This window comes from Brevibacterium atlanticum, assembly GCF_011617245.1.
Taxonomy (GTDB): Bacteria; Actinomycetota; Actinomycetes; order Actinomycetales; family Brevibacteriaceae; genus Brevibacterium; species Brevibacterium atlanticum.
Map to the genome: position 1 here is coordinate 4,058,305 of NZ_CP050152.1, position 17,712 is coordinate 4,076,016.

The 17,712-nt window shown below is 67.4% G+C and carries 14 protein-coding genes and 1 tRNA gene; 7 read left to right on the forward strand and 8 right to left on the reverse strand.

All coding sequences use genetic code 11. The features are described from left to right. Positions 1 to 17: 17 nt before the first annotated feature. On the reverse strand, positions 18 to 1,220 hold the full coding sequence (locus tag GUY23_RS18030) for a PucR family transcriptional regulator (protein WP_228282551.1): 1,203 nt from the start codon (positions 1,218 to 1,220) through the stop codon (positions 18 to 20). A gap of 225 nt (positions 1,221 to 1,445) precedes the next feature. On the opposite strand from GUY23_RS18030, the gene GUY23_RS18035 reads away from it, so the two are divergent. From GUY23_RS18035 to GUY23_RS18055, 4 genes are all read left to right on the forward strand, one after another. Further along, positions 1,446 to 2,777, forward strand: a complete 1,332-nt coding sequence (locus GUY23_RS18035; protein ID WP_166975159.1) for an MFS transporter — start codon at positions 1,446 to 1,448, stop codon at positions 2,775 to 2,777. A gap of 121 nt (positions 2,778 to 2,898) precedes the next feature. After that, positions 2,899 to 4,674, forward strand: coding sequence for a thiamine pyrophosphate-dependent enzyme (locus GUY23_RS18040; protein ID WP_166975162.1), 1,776 nt, complete (start codon positions 2,899 to 2,901; stop codon positions 4,672 to 4,674). 113 nt (positions 4,675 to 4,787) lie between these two features. Next, positions 4,788 to 6,053: a M20 family metallo-hydrolase gene (locus tag GUY23_RS18045; protein ID WP_166975165.1), complete on the forward strand. Its 1,266-nt coding sequence runs from the start codon at positions 4,788 to 4,790 to the stop codon at positions 6,051 to 6,053. Positions 6,054 to 6,134: 81 nt separating this feature from the next. Next, positions 6,135 to 6,764 (forward strand): GyrI-like domain-containing protein, encoded by a 630-nt coding sequence (locus GUY23_RS18055; RefSeq protein ID WP_166975168.1) that lies wholly within the window; start codon positions 6,135 to 6,137, stop codon positions 6,762 to 6,764. 57 nt (positions 6,765 to 6,821) lie between these two features. On the opposite strand, the gene GUY23_RS18060 is transcribed toward GUY23_RS18055, so the two are convergent. The 3 genes from GUY23_RS18060 to GUY23_RS18070 all read right to left on the reverse strand — a co-directional run bounded on the left by GUY23_RS18060 (position 6,822) and on the right by GUY23_RS18070 (position 9,105). Beyond that, on the reverse strand, positions 6,822 to 7,433 hold the full coding sequence (locus GUY23_RS18060; protein ID WP_166975171.1) for a hypothetical protein: 612 nt from the start codon (positions 7,431 to 7,433) through the stop codon (positions 6,822 to 6,824). A gap of 426 nt (positions 7,434 to 7,859) precedes the next feature. Next, positions 7,860 to 8,453 carry a C40 family peptidase gene (locus GUY23_RS18065; RefSeq protein ID WP_228282559.1) on the reverse strand — a complete coding sequence of 198 codons (594 nt, stop codon included), beginning with the start codon at positions 8,451 to 8,453 and terminating at the stop codon, positions 7,860 to 7,862. Between the two features lie 61 nt (positions 8,454 to 8,514). Then, positions 8,515 to 9,105: a hypothetical protein gene (locus GUY23_RS18070; RefSeq protein WP_166975174.1), complete on the reverse strand. Its 591-nt coding sequence runs from the start codon at positions 9,103 to 9,105 to the stop codon at positions 8,515 to 8,517. A 277-nt stretch (positions 9,106 to 9,382) separates the two neighbouring features. Here GUY23_RS18070 and GUY23_RS18075 point away from each other — a divergent pair, with 277 nt between their 5' ends. Beyond that, positions 9,383 to 10,291 (forward strand): nucleotidyltransferase domain-containing protein, encoded by a 909-nt coding sequence (locus GUY23_RS18075; RefSeq protein WP_166975177.1) that lies wholly within the window; start codon positions 9,383 to 9,385, stop codon positions 10,289 to 10,291. A gap of 9 nt (positions 10,292 to 10,300) precedes the next feature. On the opposite strand, the gene GUY23_RS18080 is transcribed toward GUY23_RS18075, so the two are convergent. From GUY23_RS18080 to GUY23_RS18095, 4 genes are all read right to left on the reverse strand, one after another. Then, positions 10,301 to 11,677 carry an NAD-dependent succinate-semialdehyde dehydrogenase gene (locus GUY23_RS18080; protein WP_166975180.1) on the reverse strand — a complete coding sequence of 459 codons (1,377 nt, stop codon included), beginning with the start codon at positions 11,675 to 11,677 and terminating at the stop codon, positions 10,301 to 10,303. A 223-nt stretch (positions 11,678 to 11,900) separates the two neighbouring features. Then, entirely contained in the window at positions 11,901 to 13,799 is a 1,899-nt protein-coding gene (gene selB / locus GUY23_RS18085) for a selenocysteine-specific translation elongation factor (protein WP_166975182.1), read from the reverse strand. After that, the gene (gene selA, locus GUY23_RS18090) at positions 13,792 to 15,180 is read right to left on the reverse strand and encodes an L-seryl-tRNA(Sec) selenium transferase (RefSeq protein WP_166975185.1); all 1,389 of its coding nucleotides are present in this window, start codon (positions 15,178 to 15,180) and stop codon (positions 13,792 to 13,794) included. Before selA ends, selB begins: the two co-directional genes overlap by 8 nt. Positions 15,181 to 15,257: 77 nt before the next feature. Next, positions 15,258 to 15,352 (reverse strand) — tRNA-Sec (locus tag GUY23_RS18095). 125 nt (positions 15,353 to 15,477) lie between these two features. On the opposite strand from GUY23_RS18095, the gene GUY23_RS18100 reads away from it, so the two are divergent. Next, positions 15,478 to 16,671, forward strand: a complete 1,194-nt coding sequence (locus tag GUY23_RS18100) for a GDSL-type esterase/lipase family protein (protein WP_166975188.1) — start codon at positions 15,478 to 15,480, stop codon at positions 16,669 to 16,671. A gap of 31 nt (positions 16,672 to 16,702) precedes the next feature. Further along, a complete protein-coding gene (locus GUY23_RS18105; protein ID WP_166975191.1) occupies positions 16,703 to 17,596 on the forward strand; it encodes a siderophore-interacting protein in 894 nt (297 codons plus the stop codon). Positions 17,597 to 17,712 lie beyond the last annotated feature (116 nt).

Consider the following 17,712-nt stretch of genomic DNA (forward strand, 5'->3'; position numbering starts at 1 on the left):
TCGTCACACTCGCGCAATCACGCCCACCCGACGACCAGACGGGCCGCCTCGGCGGGGATCGTCGGGTCGAGTCCGGTGAGCTCGGCGAATCGGCGCAGACGATTGGCCACGGTGTTGCGATGACAGAAGAGTTCGGCGGCGGACGCCCCGATGCTCCCCGAGTGCAGGTACGCGCGCACGGCCTCGACCAGCCGCTCCCGCTCGGCCGCCCCGCACCCGGCGAGCGCCTCGTCGACATCGGAGATGACGGAGCTGCCCGCCTCACCGAGCGCACGCGTCGCCAACCTGGCCCACCCGCGCCGCCACGTCATCGCCCCGTCCTCCCAGGGCCGGAGCACCTCGGCGAGGTCACGGGCGGTCAGCGCCGACCGGCGCAGATGAGCGATCCCGGGCGCGGTCGCCAAGCCGACCCGCGCCTCGGCGATCCGCTGCTCGCTGCCCTGCGCTCGCGTCCCTGCCGCCCCCGACGAACCCGCGGTACGTGGCCCGGCAGGGCCGAATCCGTCCGTGGCCGCGGTGAATGCGATGAGCACATCGCCGAGGTGGTGCGTGAAGACCTCGCCGCCCGAGCGTTCGACGTCGGAGACGAGCACCCGCAGTGCGGAGATGTCGTCCCCGCCGGCGGCGGCGACGAGCAGGGTTGCCGTAGGGTCGATCCCCAGCGCCGAGGCGATCGTGGCCAGCCGTTCCTCGCTCGGGTCGAGGTCCTGGAACAGTCCCGCGATATAGCCCTGCCGCACCGAGGACACCTCCGCGCGCATCCGCGCGAGCTCGGCCGTATAGGCCTGCTGCACCTGCGAGACGTATTCGTCGACGGTGGACAGCACGATGCCCGTGTGGCGGATGACGAGTTCCGCGTCGTCCTGGCTCGCCACCCGGGTGAGCACCTCCCACAGCACGTTGAAATCGTGCCGGATCGCCGTCATCAGCGCCTCCAGTGGAATGCCCGCCCGGGCTCGGGAGACCCCGACCTCGGTGGAGACTGCCACCGGACCATCGAAGCCGCCGGCCCGCAGCCCGTCGATGAGAGTGCGGAACGACGACCGCCCGGTGCGACGCAGCTCGGAGACCGGGATCGGCGCGGGATCGTAGCCGGGAACGCGGACGACTCGGGTCATGAACCTCTCGGTCAGCTCGTCGATGTCGAGGGCGTCGAGAAGCTCGAGCCAGCGTCGCTCGTCCCCGGGCACGGGTCGATCCTGCAGCTGACGGTCTGGCAACTGGCGATCCTGCGATTGCCGCTCCTGCTCCGGCCGACCCCTCCCCTCCCGCTGACCTGCGTCTCCACTCCGTTCGTTCATCACACCCTCCAGAATATGTGCATCTGCACAAGAACGCCCGCGGATTCAGCGGCAAATGCGCCTAGATCAGGACATGTGACACTCGGTAAGGTCGAATCCAACCGGTCGACCAGACCGAAACCCCCGGACTCGACGGAGAAGAACATGAGCGAACAGGACACCACGGCAGCCGCCGAGTTCAACGCCACCACAGAACTGAGCATCAAGGACGCGAACAAGGTCGCCGCAGGCGCCCTGATCGGCACCGCTCTCGAGTGGTACGACTTCTTCCTCTTCTCGGCCGCGGCGGCACTGGTATTCAACGTCCAGTACTTCACCAGCGAGAACGCCACGGCAGCCGCCATGGCCTCCTTCGCCACCTTCGGCGTGGGCCTCGTGGCTCGCCCCATCGGCGGCCTCATCTTCGGTCGGATGGGCGACAAGATCGGGCGCCGGAAGGTCCTGCTCATCACGATCATCGGCATCGGCGTCGTCACCGGCCTCATCGGTCTGCTGCCGACCTACGCTGCGATCGGCTTCGCCGCCCCCGCGCTGCTCGTGCTCCTGCGCATCCTGCAGGGACTCTTCGTCGGCGGCGAATGGTCCGGCGCGATGACTCTGGTCGTCGAGAACGCCCCGCTCCATCTGCGTGCCCGTTACGCCGCGATCCCGCAGATCGGCTCACCGATCGGCACGATCCTGTCCTCCGGCGGCTTCTTCGTCATGACGCTGGTCTTCTCGCAGGAGAACTTCGACTCCTTCGGTTGGAGGATCCCGTTCCTCGTCGCCCTCCCGCTGCTAGTCGTCGCCATCTACCTGCGTGCCCGCCTCGAGGAGTCACCCGTCTTCCGTCAGCTCGAGGAGTCCGGCGAGGTCGAGAAGAGCCCGATCCGCACGACCTTCCGCGATTCCTGGAAGCAGATCATCATCGGCATGGCCGCGGCCCTGCTCGGCGTCGGCGGCTTCTACCTCGTCACCGCGTTCTGCGTCTGGTACGGCGTCAACGTCCTCGGCTACGATGACTCCCTCCTCCTGCTCGGCAGCATGGTCGCCGCCGCCGTCGAGATCTTCGCTCTCATCTGGGGCGGTGCTCTGGGTACGAAGTACGGAGCGAGCAAGGTCATCCTCTGGGGAGGAGTCGCCTCGGCGGTGGTGGCCGTTCCGGCCTTCTTCATGTTCGAGTCCGGTCAGCCGGTCCTCATCGTCATCGCCATGACCCTGGCCGTGTCCACCCTGTCCCTGCCCTACGCCGCCTCGGGCACCGTGCTCACCGGCCTGTTCCCGGCGACCACCCGCTACACCGGCGTGGGCATGGCGCAGAACGCGGCCGGCATGCTCTCCGGGTTCATCCCGCTGCTGGCCACGGGCTTCGTCGCCTCGGCCGGCGATCACTGGTGGCCGGCCGCCGCGATGCTCGTCTTCCTCTCCCTGTTCACCGCCTTCGCCGGACTCATCGCGCCGAGGCTGAGCGTCGACCTCCCCGGCTTCAAGCACTGAGATCGCGCCGCACTCAGTTCTCCCGCTCCGAGGCGGCCGCTTCCCCGCATATCGGCAACTCCGCGTGCCGGTATCCGCGCCGCACCCCACCCCGTCCATGACCACCGAAAGGACATCTGCCATGCCGCGTTCCGCCGGTCACCTCATCGTCGACACCCTCGAGGCCGCGGGGGTCGAACGCGTCTACGCGGTCCCCGGCGAGTCCTACCTCGACGTCCTCGACGGCCTCTATGACTCGTCCGTCGAGACCGTCGTGTGCCGGCAGGAGGGCGGCGCCGGGTTCATGGCCCTGTCCGAATCCCGCCTGACCGGACGGCCCGGCATCGCCATGGTCACCCGCGGCCCGGGTGCGGCGAACGCGATGATCTCCCTCCACACCGCGTGGCAGGATGCGACCGCGCTCGTCCTCTTCGTCGGCCTCGTCCCGATCTCCGACCGATCTCGCGAATCCTTCCAGGAGTTCAGCCTGTCCGGATGGTTCTCCTCGACGACGAAGCGCGTGTTCACGATCGATGACGAGCACCGCGCCGGCGAGCTCACCGCTGAAGCACTGCGCATCGCAGCATCGGGTCGCCCCGGCCCCGTCGTCGTCGGTCTGCCCGAGGACGTCCTCGTCCGCCTCACCGAGGCACCGGTGCCTACCCGCGCCGAGGTGGCCCCGCCGACCCCGGCCACCACTGAGATCGAATCGCTGACCGCCCGCATCGCCGCAGCCGAGCGTCCCGCGTTCGTCCTCGGCGGCGACGGCTGGCAGTCCGGATGCGGGCGTTCGCTGGGTGAGTGGGCCGCCTCGGCGGGGATCCCGATCTTCTGCGACTGGCGGGCCTACGATGCGCTGCCGCATTCCTCGCCCGCGTGGGCCGGGTGGCTCGGCTACGGCCGTGCCGATGTCGTGGCAGCCGGTTTCGCCGAGGCGGACCTGCTGGTCTTCGTCGGCTGCACCCGATCCGATGTGGCCAGCGACGGGTACACGATCGGCTTCGACGCCGAGACCGTGATCGTCACCGGCGATCCCGAGGCCAAGCAGCATGCCGGCCGCATCGATCAGCAGATCCTCGCCTCACCGCTCACCTTCACCGAGGCGCTGACCAGCATCGATGCCGGTTCCGCGCGGGGTGCGCGGACAGACGAATGGATGCGGGAACGTGCCGCGATCCAGTCCCGGTTCGCCGCCCATCGCCCCGACGCCGAGGCGGGTGCGGGCTCAGTGGCCGCCAGCGAGGCAGGTACGGACGTACCTGCGGAACCGGGCTCGACACATCCCGGCGTCGACCTCGGGGTGGCTTTCGGGATCCTCGATGACCGCCTCGGCGGGGACGCGATCCTCACCTATGGGGCAGGCAATGCGACGATCTGGGGTCACCGGTTCATCCGCCACAACGAGCCGGCCAGCCTCGTCGGTGCTCGCAATGGGGCGATGGGCCTCGCGGTCCCGGCCGCGGTGGCCGCCTCCCTGGCGTTCCCGAATCGCCGGGCAGTCGCGATCTGCGGCGACGGGGACTTCCTCATGAACGGTCAGGAGATCGCCACGGCCTTCGCCCACGGCGGGAAGCCGCTCATCATCGTCATCGACAACGGCGTGTACGGCACGATCGTGTCCCACCAGGAGAACCACTATCCGGGCCGGCCCTCGGGCACACGGATGGTCAACCCGGACTTCGCGACCTGGATGTCAGCGTTCGATGCCCGGTCCGGAGCCGCCTCGGCGAGGTCGACGGCGGACGACGCCGCTTCGTCCTCAAGGGCCACAGGCATGACCGGCCACGGCGAACGCGTTGAGACCACCGCGGATTTCGAGCCCGCACTCGAGCGCGCTCTGGCCCACGACGGGCCGGCGCTCATCCACGTCCTCGTCGACCCGGAGACGATGCCCCCGGCCGGCGACGAAACCTCCTGACACCCCACCCCGCCCCTCCGGGCGGCCCCACACGACACCGGCTATGCCGGCGCCGCACCCCTCCCCACAGCCGCGGACTCCCCCTCCGCGACAGCACCGCGAAAGGACCCACCATGACCACTGCAGCCTCTCTCATCAGCGCCGACCACAAAGCCGATTTCCTCGCTGACTGGGCCGTGCACTCGCGTTTCGGTGCCGTCGAGGGCACGAACGGCGTCGATCGGCAGGCAGCGAGCGAGGCCGACGGTCAGCAGCGGAAATGGTTCGCCGACCTGCTCGAGCAGCATGGTTTCAGCGTCCACCGGGATGCCATCGGCAACCAGTTCGGGCTCCTCGAACTCGTCCCCGGCGCCCCCTACGTGCTCACCGGCTCGCACATGGATTCGCAGCCGACGGCCGGGCGCTTCGACGGCGCCTATGGGGTCATGGCGTCGGCCCACGCGTGCTTCGCTGTGGCCGACGAACTGCGCGCGGACCCGACGAAGGCGCGGTTCAACCTCGCCGTGGTCAACTGGTTCAACGAGGAGGGTTCGCGGTTCAAGCCATCGATGATGGGCAGCAACGTCTTCACCGGCAAGGCCGAACTCGAGGCGGCTCTGACCACCCGCGATGCGGCCGGGACCACCGTCGCCGAAGCCCTCGATGCGTTGGGCGAGCGCGGGGATTTCACCGCCCCGGACATCGCCTCCTATGCGGAGATCCACGTCCAACAGGGGCGCAGCATGGAAGAAGACGGGGTGACGATCGGCCTGGTCAACGCCACATGGGCGGCGCATAAGTACGAGTTCAGAGTCACCGGGGCGCAGGCCCACAGCGGGTCGACCCTCATGTCCGACCGGCAGGACGCCCTCCTCGGGGCGGCCCGTCTCGTCGTCGCTGCGCGTGAACTCGTCGATGACTTCGAGCCCGGTGCGCTGCACACCGCGTGCGGTCAGCTCACCGTGTACCCGAACTCACCGGTCGTCGTCGCCAGCGAGGTCAGCCTGCTCCTCGATCTGCGGTCGCCCAGCGCCGAGGTGATCGCCGCCGCCCATGATTCGCTCATGGCCACGATCGCCCAGGTGAGCGAGGACGATCGGGTTGAAATCGAGATCGTTGCCGAGCACAGCTGGGATCAGAACCCGTACTCCGAGGACGGGGTCGAGCTGGCACGATCAGCCGCGGATGACCTGGGGCTCACCTCGGCGCGGGTGATGACCGTGGCCGGCCATGACTCGACGAACATGAAGGATCAGGTGCCCACCGTCATGCTCTTCATCCCCAGCGTCGACGGGATCTCGCACAGCCTCGCTGAGTTCACGAAGGACGAAGACCTCGTCTCCGGCCTCCATCACCTCACCGAGGTGGTCCGACGCCTGGCAGCCGGTGCACTGAACTGAGGGCGCGCGAGGTATTCTCGTACTCACTGAGCCTCCTGGAGGCAGAAAGGGCGTGGCTCGCGAACCGAGTCCGGGGTCCCCATGACTGACAAGGTCGACTTCAAGAAGACACTCGACAGCTACCGTGCTCCGCGTGACACGTTCCGCATCGTCGACGTTCCCGAGTTGCAGTACCTCATGATCGACGGTCACGGCGACCCGAACACTTCGTCGGCCTACACGGACGCCCTCGCCTCGCTGTATCCCGTCGCCTACAGACTCAAGTTCATCAGCAGACGAGAGCTCGAGCGCGATTACGTTGTTCCCCCGCTCGAGGGCCTGTGGTGGGCAGACGATATGGATGCCTTCAGCGTCTCGCGCGACAAATCCCAGTGGGATTGGACAATGATGCTCATGGTTCCCGACTGGCTCGACCCCGCCGCATTTCGCAACGCGGTCGACCAGGCTGGAGCGAAGAACCCACCCGTCCGACTGGACGATGTCCGTCTCGAAACGCTGTCGGAGGGGCGTTGCGTACAGACGCTCCACCTCGGCTCGTTCGATGACGAGGGACCCGTGCTGGAGAGAATGCACCGAGAGTTCATACCCGAGCACGACCTGCGCGAGACCGGCAAGCACCACGAGATCTACTTCAGCGACTTCCGCAAGGTGACCCCCGACAAGCTGCGCACCGTGCTGCGCCAGCCCGTCGGCGACTTACCCGCAACCTAGACCTGTCGGTATGGCCACTCACCACCTGCTCATCGAGCAGGCCCGGTAGACAACCTCTCAGTCGATCGAGTCGACCTTCTGGTGGTCGTCGACGAGGTCACCGGCGAGTGATTCCCACTTCGCATACGCATCGGGGTAGGCGGATGACTGAACCTTCTGAGCCGCGTCGCCGGGCTTCATCGACATATCCTCGTCGACCTCGGTGAGGCCAGGGTTGGCGGTCTCCGAGTCGACTCCGTAGAACGCCTTCGCGGCGTAGACGGGATCGGTGAGGTCCTTCGCCGATCCCCAGTCCATCGACGGCCGCTGCTGGAAGAGACCGACGGAATCCTTGTCGCCGCCGTCGAGGTTGCGCAGGCTCGATTCCTGCAGTGCGGTCATCACGGCGATCTTCTGTGCCTTCTTCGACAGATCAGCGCCCTTCCCCACGGCGATGATCGTCTTGGCATTGTCGATCTGTTCGGACGTGAGATCGTCCGGGTCGTCGATTCCGCCGGTCGAGCCGGCGTCGTCCGCCTGGGCGGAGGTGTCTGCGGAGTCCTCACCGTCCTGGGAGACGCCGCCGGAGATCGGATCGGCCGACGCCGAGGTGGCCGCCCCGAGGGAGAGACCTCCTGCGATGACGGCCGTGGACAGTGCAGTCACCGCTAGAGTGCGCACGCTCTTCATCTGTTCTCACTTTCGCTGTCGGTGGTGGCGAGCGCCGGGACATGGTCCCGGCGGAGTTCGGCGCACGTGTGTCTCCTGAGGTCGGCACAGGAGGTGGCTCGGTTTTCGCCCCACACAACACTGGCGGACGTGTGGGCGCTGTTCAATGAACAGAGACTCAGAGGTGGCTTGATCTCGCCGCAACGAATCGTCAAGGGCAGGTGGGCATACTCTTAGAATCCGTTCAACGCACCGCACTCACCTGCACCGCCCGCACAGCCCCGTGACCGGCGTCTCGTCGGCTCTTCGGGCCGCTCGCAGGCGCGAGCCAGCGGCTCCCCAGCCGTCGGTGGCGCAGCACGAACATCGCCGCGCCCCTCGATGGGACGCGGCGACGACCGGTCGGGTCGTGAGGCTGACTGCACAACCGCACGGATCAGCAGCGGTTCAGAGACCGTTCAGGCGATAGGGCACGAAGTTCTCGTCCTGGTCATAGGGATAGGAGATCTCGCGCGCGACCGTTCCGGTGGAGCCGGCCTCTTCGAGCCCGTGGTAGGCGGTGTGCTCCTCATTGGCCCAGCCGTTGAAGATCGCGACGTGGCCGTTCGCGCCCTCGGTGCCAGGTCCGCCCTTCATCAAGACGTCTCCGGGCTTGAGTTCGTCCTTGTCGATCTCATGGGCGACATCGGGCAGGGTCACGGTACTGAGGCTGTCGTCGAGACCCCACGCCATCGACACGAAACCGGAGCAGTCCATGCGGTACTGCTTGCCCTGCGGATCCGGGTGCGTGGCATCCCAGTTATAGGGAACACCCTGGTCGACCCATGTCTGAGCTCGACTGATGATCTCGTCCCGACGGGTGTCGGCCTGCGTCGAGGCGGTCGCGGACGGATCGGTCTGTGTGCTGGTTGCCTGCGCAGCGGGCGCCTGTGTGCTGGGCGCTTCGTCGGCCTGTGCTGGTGCGGCGGTGATCGCAGTACCGCCGGCGAGGATGCCTGCGGTGAGGACGGCGGTGGTGAGTGTGCGCGATATCGTCATCATCTCTCCTGATCATTCTCGAGTGTGCACTTGTGACTTCGGGCGCGGTTCTGCAACCAGCGGCTCAGCTGATAGGCGCAGCGTCCTGGTTTCCGTTGACGAGCTCGGCTGCAAGCGGCTCCCACTTGTCATACGCCTCCGGGTAGTCGGAGCCCTGCACCGCTTGGGCCGCGGCACCCGGCACCATGGTTTCCCATCCCTCTATCTGGATGAGACCGAGGTTCGAGCCCTCGGGGTTGACGCCGTAGAACGACTTCGAGGCATAGACGGGATCGGTCACCTGGGCGAGGGTCCCCCACCCCATGGAAGGCCGCTGCTGGAACAGGCCCGCGGAGTCCCTGTCGCCCCCGTCGAGATTGTAGAGACTCGACTCCTGCAAAGCGGTCATCACGGCGATCTTCTGCGCCTGAGTCGACAGGTCTGCTCCCTTGCCGACGGCGATGATCGTGCGAGCATTGTCGATCTGCTCCTGCGTGAGCTGGGTGGCGTCCTGAGAGCTGGGAACCTTGCCCCCGTCCAGTGCCGTGCTCGTGAACGGAGCGGCATCGCCGGACACTGCGGCCGGCTCCGCAGAGGCTGCGGTCGCCATCAAGATGCTGCAGGCCGCGACAGCCACGGACAGAGCCGTCACTGCGATCTTGCGTGCGAATTTCATCTGTTTCCTCTTCAGTCGAAGGACAGGTGCTGTGGTCGAAGACGCGAGACCGACTGCGTGGGAAAGAGATCGCAGACAAGCATCGATCACGCAAGTAGTCCTGCCTTTTCGCTCACGTCCATCAGCCTCGCGAACCTGATGAGCGTCCTCAACAAATTCGGTCTCAACATCACGTCACAGGTTTCTCAACCTGACTTCAACGGGGCGTGAACACCACGGACTCGACAGCGCGGCTGCCCCAGCACCCCGCGATCGAGATCCCTGTAACGTTGCAGCCATGCCCCAGCGCCTGCCCACCGAGGCTGCACACGCCATTCGGTCGTACCTGCGCGTCGCCGACCGTCTGCTCCCTGACGGCATCATTGCGTGCGCCGTGACCGGGTCGATCGCGCTCGGTGCTTACCGGCCGGGCCGCAGCGATATCGATCTCGTCGCAGTCATCTCCGACGAGTGGCGGACGCGCCCGGACCTCATCCGTCGGCTGCGTCTTCTCCACCTCTCGCAGCTGCCCCGCCTGGCTGCCCGAGTCGCCTCGGGCAAAGGGGTGAGCGCGTGCTGCAACACCGCGTTCGTCTGGGAATCCGACGTCTCGGAACCGGTCACCACCGTCGCCCCGATCGCCTCCCACACAGGGGAGATCTTCGAGGCCGGCGGCGCATTCGACGTCAATCCCGTCGTGTGGAAAGAGCTCAAGGACGGTGGCATCACCGTCCGTGGCCGCCCGATCGCCGACTGGGAACTCGACGCCGAACCGGATCGACTGCGCCCGTGGGTCAAGGAGAATCTGCGTGAGTATTGGTCGCCTCTGGCGGCTCAGCTCCGCACCGCTGCGTCGTCGTCCCATCGATTCCAGAATCGACTCCTCGACGGGGTGGTCAACCGACTTCCTGCTCGACTCACCGGTCGCCCGCGACTGCTCTCCGCTGCCACCGTCGAATGGTGCCTGCTCGGCCCTGCCCGCATGCACCACACGCTGATGACCGGCGAGATCATCGGCAAGGAGGAGGCAGGACGTCGAGTCCTCGACACCTTCCCTCAGCATTCCCCCATCACCGAGGTGGCCCTGGCCACGGTCCGCGCAGCGCGGATCCCGTCCGCACCGCCACGTCGGCAGTGGAGGGAGCTGACCGCCTCGGCGATGGAGGACATCATCGCCGAGGCGCTGCGGACCGGTCCCGAGAGTTGAGTTCGCCCCTTACTTCGCGACGAAGTGGAGGCGCTTGTTGACGAATTCGCCCATGCCGATCGGGCCCATCTCGCGGCCGAAGCCCGAGCGCTTGACTCCGCCGAAGGGGATCTCGGCGGCCTCGGCGGCGATCGTGTTCACGTGCGTCATCCCGACCTCGAGGCGGGAGGCCACACGGTCGGCGCGCGCCTCGTCGGTGGAGAACACCGAACCGCCGAGCCCGAGCGCGCAGTCGTTCGCCAGCTCAAGGGCCTCCTCGTCGCTGCTGACCTTGTACACGGTGGCCACAGGTCCGAAGATCTCCTCACCGTAGGATTCGGAGTCCCGCGGCACGTCGACGAGGACCGTCGGCGAGTAGTATGCGGCCGGGCCTTCGGAGAGTTCACCGCCGACGAGCACCCGAGCGCCTTCGGACACGGCCTTCTTCACTTGGGCGTCGACGGTCTCGGCCGCGGCACGTGAGGACAGCGGCACATATTCGCCCTCGCCGAGCTTCGCCTGATCGCCGGGCTTGAGCCCAGTGCCGAGCCGCACGAGTTCGGCGACGAAGTCGTCGTAGATGTCGTCCATGACGATGAGGCGCTTGTTCGAGTTGCACACCTGGCCGGCGTTGTAGACGCGGAACTCCCAGGCCTCACGGGCGACTGCTGCCACGTCCGAGGCGTCGAGGACGACCATCGGGTCGATGCCGCCGAGTTCGAGCACGGCCTTCTTGAGGTTCTGTCCGGCCTGGGCACCGATGATCGCTCCGGCCCGTTCGGATCCGGTCAGGGACACTCCCTGGACGCGGGGGTCGGCGATGATCGAGGCGATCTGGTCGTGGTCGGCGAACAGGTGGGAGTAGCCGCCGACGGGGACTCCGGCAGCCAGGAAGATCTCCTCGATGAGCAGGGCGGATCGACCGCAGATGTCGGCGTGTTTGAGCATGATCGTGTTGCCGAGCACGAGGTTGGGGGCGGCGAACCGGGCGACCTGGTAGTAGGGGAAGTTCCACGGCATGACGCCGAGCAGTGCACCGATCGGCAGCGCCTCAATGCGGGCGACGCCGGGGATCGTCGACGGGATCTGGTAGTCGGTGGCCAGGGTCGGGCCGTGGACGCCGTAGTACTCGATGATGTCGGCGGCGAATTCGACCTCGTCGACGGACTCCTCGTAGGACTTGCCCATTTCCAGGGAGATCGTCTTCGCGAGTTCGTCCTTGCGTTCGTGGAAGATCTCAGCGGCGCGGCGGACGATCCCGGCGCGTTCCTGGATATCTGTGTCCTTCCAGGTCAGGTAGGTGTTGTGCGCCGCGGTCACCGTGATTTCGATCTCGGCGTCGGTGGCCTCGGTGAAAGTTTCGATCGTTTCGCCGGTGGCGGGGTTCTGGACACGATAGTTCGACATCAGTGCTCCTTGCAGGTGATGAATAGGGGTGTTCGCTATTGCGGTCGGGTCAGTGAGGGGCGATGCCGGGCGTCGCGTGATCGATGCGCGGCAGCGTCGCCGATCCTCACCTGTCAGGTCGAGGAATCATCGCAGTCGGTTATCACCCGTACCATCGGCTGGAGTGCCCAGAGTAGGCACGAACAGTCATTCCACGAATGATTGTAATACAATATTCGCGGATTTACCGCACGACTTCGCGGTGCGTGGTGTCGAGTCGCCGAGTCCACCCCCGTGAGTCGAGGTGTTCGAGCAGCGGGATGACCGTCCGCCTCGTCGTGTTCAGCGCCTGCCGGGCCTGACTCGTCGTGAACGGCTGCTCGAGTCCGGCGAGGACCCGCATCGCCTGCGCGGGAGTGCGTGGTGAGACGACGACACCATCGCCGAGGCGGAGCACCCGGCCCGCCTTCTCTGCGACCGCGAGCTCCCGCGCCCCCAATCCGAGTTCACGCAGGTCATCGGCCTCCGGGGCGGAGAACGGGTCGGCGGCCAGGCGCTTCTCGATCTCCGCAATGCCGGCCTCAGCGGCTCCGAGGTCGGCTGTGTGGCCGGGTGGACGAACCATACCGTCGGCGGTCTCGAGTCCGGCGCGGGCGATGATGTCGGCAAGCAGCGTACGAGTCGCGGCGGCAGAGGACGACTCCGGCAGGGGCAGGCTGGCGCGCCGAAGTGCTTCGGCGATGGCCTTGATGGGGACTCCCTCGGACAGCGGACGAGCCTTGAGTTCCCGGGTGACCAGGGACGTCGCCGCCTCCACCCACGCCGCAAGCGCAGGTTCATGCACAAGCCACCCGCCCACGATCTCGACCGCCGGTGGCAGCGACTCCCCTGATGGCACGGTTCCGGACTGCACAGCCTCAGATTGCGCGCTCCCAGACTGCGCACCCTCCCCCGGCAGGGCCAGTCCGAACCGGACGAGAACTGAGCGTTCGACGGCTCCGCGGCGAGCCACCTCGGCGAGGATGTCGCCCTCGACCGGACGCCCGGCGAGCTCCCGACCGCGACGGGCACCAGCACCGCGACGGCTCAGCTCGGGCGGGTCGACGTCGAGGACGAGGAGGCCGGCGTAGACGTTGCGGCTGCCGGGTGCGCGGAGCACGATCCGGTCGCCGACCTGCAGGGGCAGGGGCCGCTCGAGGGTGATCCGGGCGTGGTCGGCGTCGAAGGCGCGCAGGTGCACGGGCACGGCGGCGGTGCCGATGTGGGCCATGAGTTCGCGAACCCCAGCATCGAGCGGCTCGCCCATCGTGCGGCGGACGTCGAGGGCCTCGACGATCGGCCAGGCGTCGGGGATGAGCAGGGCGTCGCCGCGGTGGAGGTCCTCGGCGGGGGTGTCGCGCAGGTTCACGGCCACGCGGGCCTGCGGGGCCACCTCGGTGACGGAGGAATTGCGCGACTGCAGTCCACGCACGGACGCCGTGCGGTCGACGGCTTCGCCGTGGAGGTGGAGCGTGTCGCCGGTGCGCAGGGTGCCGGCGGTGAGTGTCCCGGTGACGACGGTGCCCGCACCCTTGATCGTGAACGCGCGGTCGATCCACAGGCGCACCCGCGCCGAGGTGGCCGGGGGCTCGGTCGCGGCCGTGACCTCATCGAGGACGTCGATGAGTTCGGGCAGGCCGTCCCCAGTCGTCGCGGAGACCGTGACAATGGGAGCATCCTCGAGTGGCGTGCCGCGCAGTTGGGTGCTGACCTGGGCTTTCGTGGTCTCGACCGCGTCGGGGTTGATGTCGGCGCGGGTGATGACGACGAGGCCGCGCGTGATGCCGAGGGCCGCGATCGCATCGCGGTGGTCACTCGATTGGGCCTGCCAGCCCTTGTCGGCGGCGATGACGAAACAGGCGATGGGGGCGGGGCCGACGCCGGCGAGCATGTTCGCGAGAAACTTCTCGTGTCCGGGCACGTCGACGAAGGCGATCTCGCGGCCCGAGGGCAGGGTGGTCCAGGCGAAGCCGAGGTCGATGGTCAGTCCGCGCTTCTTCTCCTCGGCCCACCGGTCGGGCTCCATCCCGGTCAGGGCGTTGACCAGCGTCGACTTCCCGTGGTCGACGTGTCCCGCGGTGGCGATGACGAAGGTTTCAGCCATTGGCGGCGAGGACCCGAGCGATGGCGGCGGCGATGCGGTCGTCCTCCGAGGCCGGCACGCAGCGGAGGTCGACGAGGCATCGGCCCTGGTGGACGCGGGTGACGATCGTCGGGTCACCGGTGCGCAGCGCGGCCGCGCAGTCCTCGGGCAATTCGACCGCCCAGCCGGGCAGGGGGACTCCGGGGGCGCCACCGCCGCCGACCCGACCGTCGTGGGGCACGACGGTGGCACCGACCGCCTCGGCGAGGGTCTCGGTGCGTCGGCGCAGCTCGTCGAGGTCGATGTGGAGGGCGTCGTGGACGGGGTTGCCGGTGTGCGTGATGGTCGCCTCGAGGGCGGCGAGGGTGAGCTTGTCCGTGCGCATCGCTCGCGCGAGCGGGTGGGTCGCGATGCGCTGGACGGCCTCACGCCGGCCGAGGATGAGGCCGGCCTGAGGTCCGCCGAGGAGCTTGTCCCCGGAGACGATGACGACATCGGCGCCGGCGCGCAGGGCCGCATCGATGTCGGGTTCGTCGGGCAGTGCCTCATCGTGGGTGAACAGTCCCGAGCCGAGATCGACGATGAGCGGCAGGCTGTGGTCATCGGCCAGGCCACGCAGTTCGCTGACCTGGACAGACGACGTGAAGCCTTCGACTCGGAAGTTGCTCGTGTGCACCTTGAGCAGGCTCGCGGTTCGCGGGCCGACGGCGTTCGCATAGTCGGTCAGGTGGGTGCGGTTCGTCGTTCCCACTTCGTGCAGGCGCGCCCCGGTGGTGGTCATGAGGTCGGTGAGGCGGAAGCCCGCGCCGATCTCGATGAGTTCACCGCGGCTGACGATGATCTCTGTCGGACTCACGGCAGAGCTCACGACAGCCGGGTCCGAGGCGGCGGCCAGGTCGGTTCCGACCGTCGAGCCGGCAGCGGACCCCCGCCCGCGCAGCGCCGTGACCGCGAGCAGCAGGGCGGCGGCTCCGTTGTTGACGACGAGGGCATCTCCAGCGGCCGGGCAGGCGCGCAGCAGGGCGGCCTTGGCGCCGGTCCCCCGTTTGCTGCGTTTGCCGGTGACGAGGTCCATCTCGACGTCGACATAACCGCTCGCATCGAGAACGGCCTGCTGGGCGGCCGGTGAGAGCGGTGCCCGTCCGAGGTTCGTATGGACGAGGATGCCCGTGGCGTTGAGCACCGGAGTCAGGGAGGAGGCCGAAGACGAACCGAGCCTGGAGATGATGGTGGGGGCCACCTCGGCGACGGTGATCTCACCGGCACGCGCAGCGGACTGAGCCTCGGCGATGATCGACTTGATCGTCGCATAACTGAGGTTCTCACCTGCGGCGATGACCTCCGGCAGGGAGAGGAGGCTATCCGTGCGCGGAATGGATCGGCGCGGGTCGGACTCGACCATCGGGGCCTCCTCCTCGGTGCGGGTTCGCCGCCATCCTGCGTGGTGCTTGCAGGATGCGAGCAACGGGTCGTGGCGATTGGCGGAGGCGGACGGGAATCGAACCCGCCAGACCGAGATGCTCGGTCTCACCGGTTTTGAAGACCGGGGCGCCCACCAGGACACGGACGCCTCCACTCGAAATCCTATCGTGCCCCGCACGGCGAACCCCGCCCGGCATCACGATGACTCTGTGCTCCGCAGCCCGGCAGCCGCATGAACCCTGGTCACCGCTTCACAAGTCGTATTACCCTGGAGTCGATGATGACGACGCCGATCACTGAGGATTTCCTTCGCGGAACTCCCTACTCCGAGCCCTCAGATCGCGGGCTGCGACCCCATCGGCTCCCTGCCCACGTTCGGTCGCGCGATGCCGATGCGCAGCTGGCACTCATGGAATCTCATCCCTCCGGCGTTCGGATCGAGTTCGTCACCAAATCCAACCGGGTCGGTATCGAACTCCACACCACTCGTGTCGCCTACCGCGGCATGGAACGGGCTCGCGGTGCGGTCGATATCGTCGTCGACGGCCGCTTCCACTCCTCGACGGTTCTGTGTGAGGGTGACGCCATCGAGCTGGACATGGCCACCGGAACGCGCTCCCTCCTTCCCGGTGACGCCGACATCGTGTACGCCGACGACCTGCCCGGCGGCGAGAAGAGGGTCGAGTTCTGGTTGCCTCACAATGAGCAGATCGAACTCATCGCCCTGCACACCGACGCCGAGGTGCGCCCCCTCAGCCGATCCGAACGAGCAGCCGAGCCGGTCTGGCTGCATTACGGAAGTTCGATCAGCCAGGGTTCCAACGCCGCCCACCCGACCGGGATCTGGCCGGCCGTCGCCGCCCGTCGGGCAGGGGTGAGCCTGCACAACCTCGGCTTCGGCGGCAGTGCGATGGTCGACCCGTTCATGGCGCGACTGATGCGGGATACTCCGGCCGACCTCATCAGCGTGAAGTTGGGGATCAACGTCGTCAACCTCGACGGGATGAGGCGGCGCATCTTCGTCCCAGCCGTGCACGGATTCCTCGACACCATCCGCGATGGGCACCCCGAGACGCCGGTGCTCGTCACCTCACCGACTCACTGCCGCATCCATGAGGACACCCCCGGACCGGGAGGAGTCGACCCGGAGAGCATCACCGAAGGGGCGATGAGGTTCATCGCCACCGGCACGAAGGGCGACACCGAACTCGGTCGACTCACCCTTCAGGTCGTTCGCGAGGCCCTCGCCGAGGTGGTCGATGCCCGGTCAGACGACCCGAACCTGCATTTCCTCGATGGGCTCGACCTGTTCGGTGCCGAGGATGAGGCCCGGCTGCCGCTGCCCGACGGACTCCACCCTGTCACCGAAGCCCATCGACTGATCGGCGACCGTTTCACCGATCTCGTCTTCGGGCCGAACGGCGCGTTCGGATCCGCTGGCGGACCGTCCGTGCAACCAGCCGAGCATTGAGCGTCGTCGTTGCCCAGAGGAGACAGGATCGATGCCCGTCAACGCCCGCCGTGCCTTGCGCGAGGTCATGGCCGAGCGCCGCAATCGCGTCGTCAACTGCCAGGTCAGTCTGGTCGGCACGGAGGTGCTCTCCGCCGGATACATGCGCCTGACTGTGACCGGCGATGGCCTGCGTGCGTACACGGACCCCCGCCCCGGCGATGCCTTCAAGATCTACCTGCCGTCCCGGCCCGGCCGCCCTGTTCCGGCGCCGAGCTATGACGAGCAGGGGCATCTGCAGTGGCCGGACGACCTCGACGGGGGCCGTCCGCTGGTCCGGTGTTTCACCGTCCGCAGCAGTGATGCCGAATCGTCGAATCTCACCTTCGACGTCCTCCTCCACGAGGAGGGTGCCACTGCGCAGTGGCTCGCCGAGGCGGCTGTCGGCGATCGCATCGGATTCACCGGGATGCGGACGGAGTTCGTCGACACCGCCGAGGCACAGACCCACCTGCTCATCGGCGATCGGAGTGCGCTGCCGGCGATTGCGGCGATCGCCGAATCCCTGCCGGACACGAAGCGGACTGTGGTCATTGCCCTCGGCACCGAAGCCGATGCCGCGGCCCTCGGGCTTCCCGACTCAGCCGAGATCACATTCGTCGATGATGCGGTCGGGTTGGTCAGTACGGTATCCGGATTCGCAAAGACCGATGCCCGCACGCAGGTCTGGATCGGTGCCGAGGCCGCGGTCGTCAAAGAGATCCGGCGCGATGTGCTCGGGCGCGGACCGCTGAGCCGAGATGCCATGCACGCGAGCGCCTATTGGAAAGCCGGCCTCAACTGGGAGCAGACGTTCGAGGAGTCGATGGATCGATTCCTCGCCGCCGCGAAAGCCGGCTCCGATGTCGGCGACCCCGGTGTGCTGCAGAGCCTCGCTTTCGACTGACGTCCGCGCCCGCAGAGGGGCATCGACTCAAGCGTGAGAACTTACTTCCGAGTTCACTGATCATTCGCCCAGCCTTTTCCAAGGGCGACTTAAGGTGGCAAGGTTCCCAGCCGCCA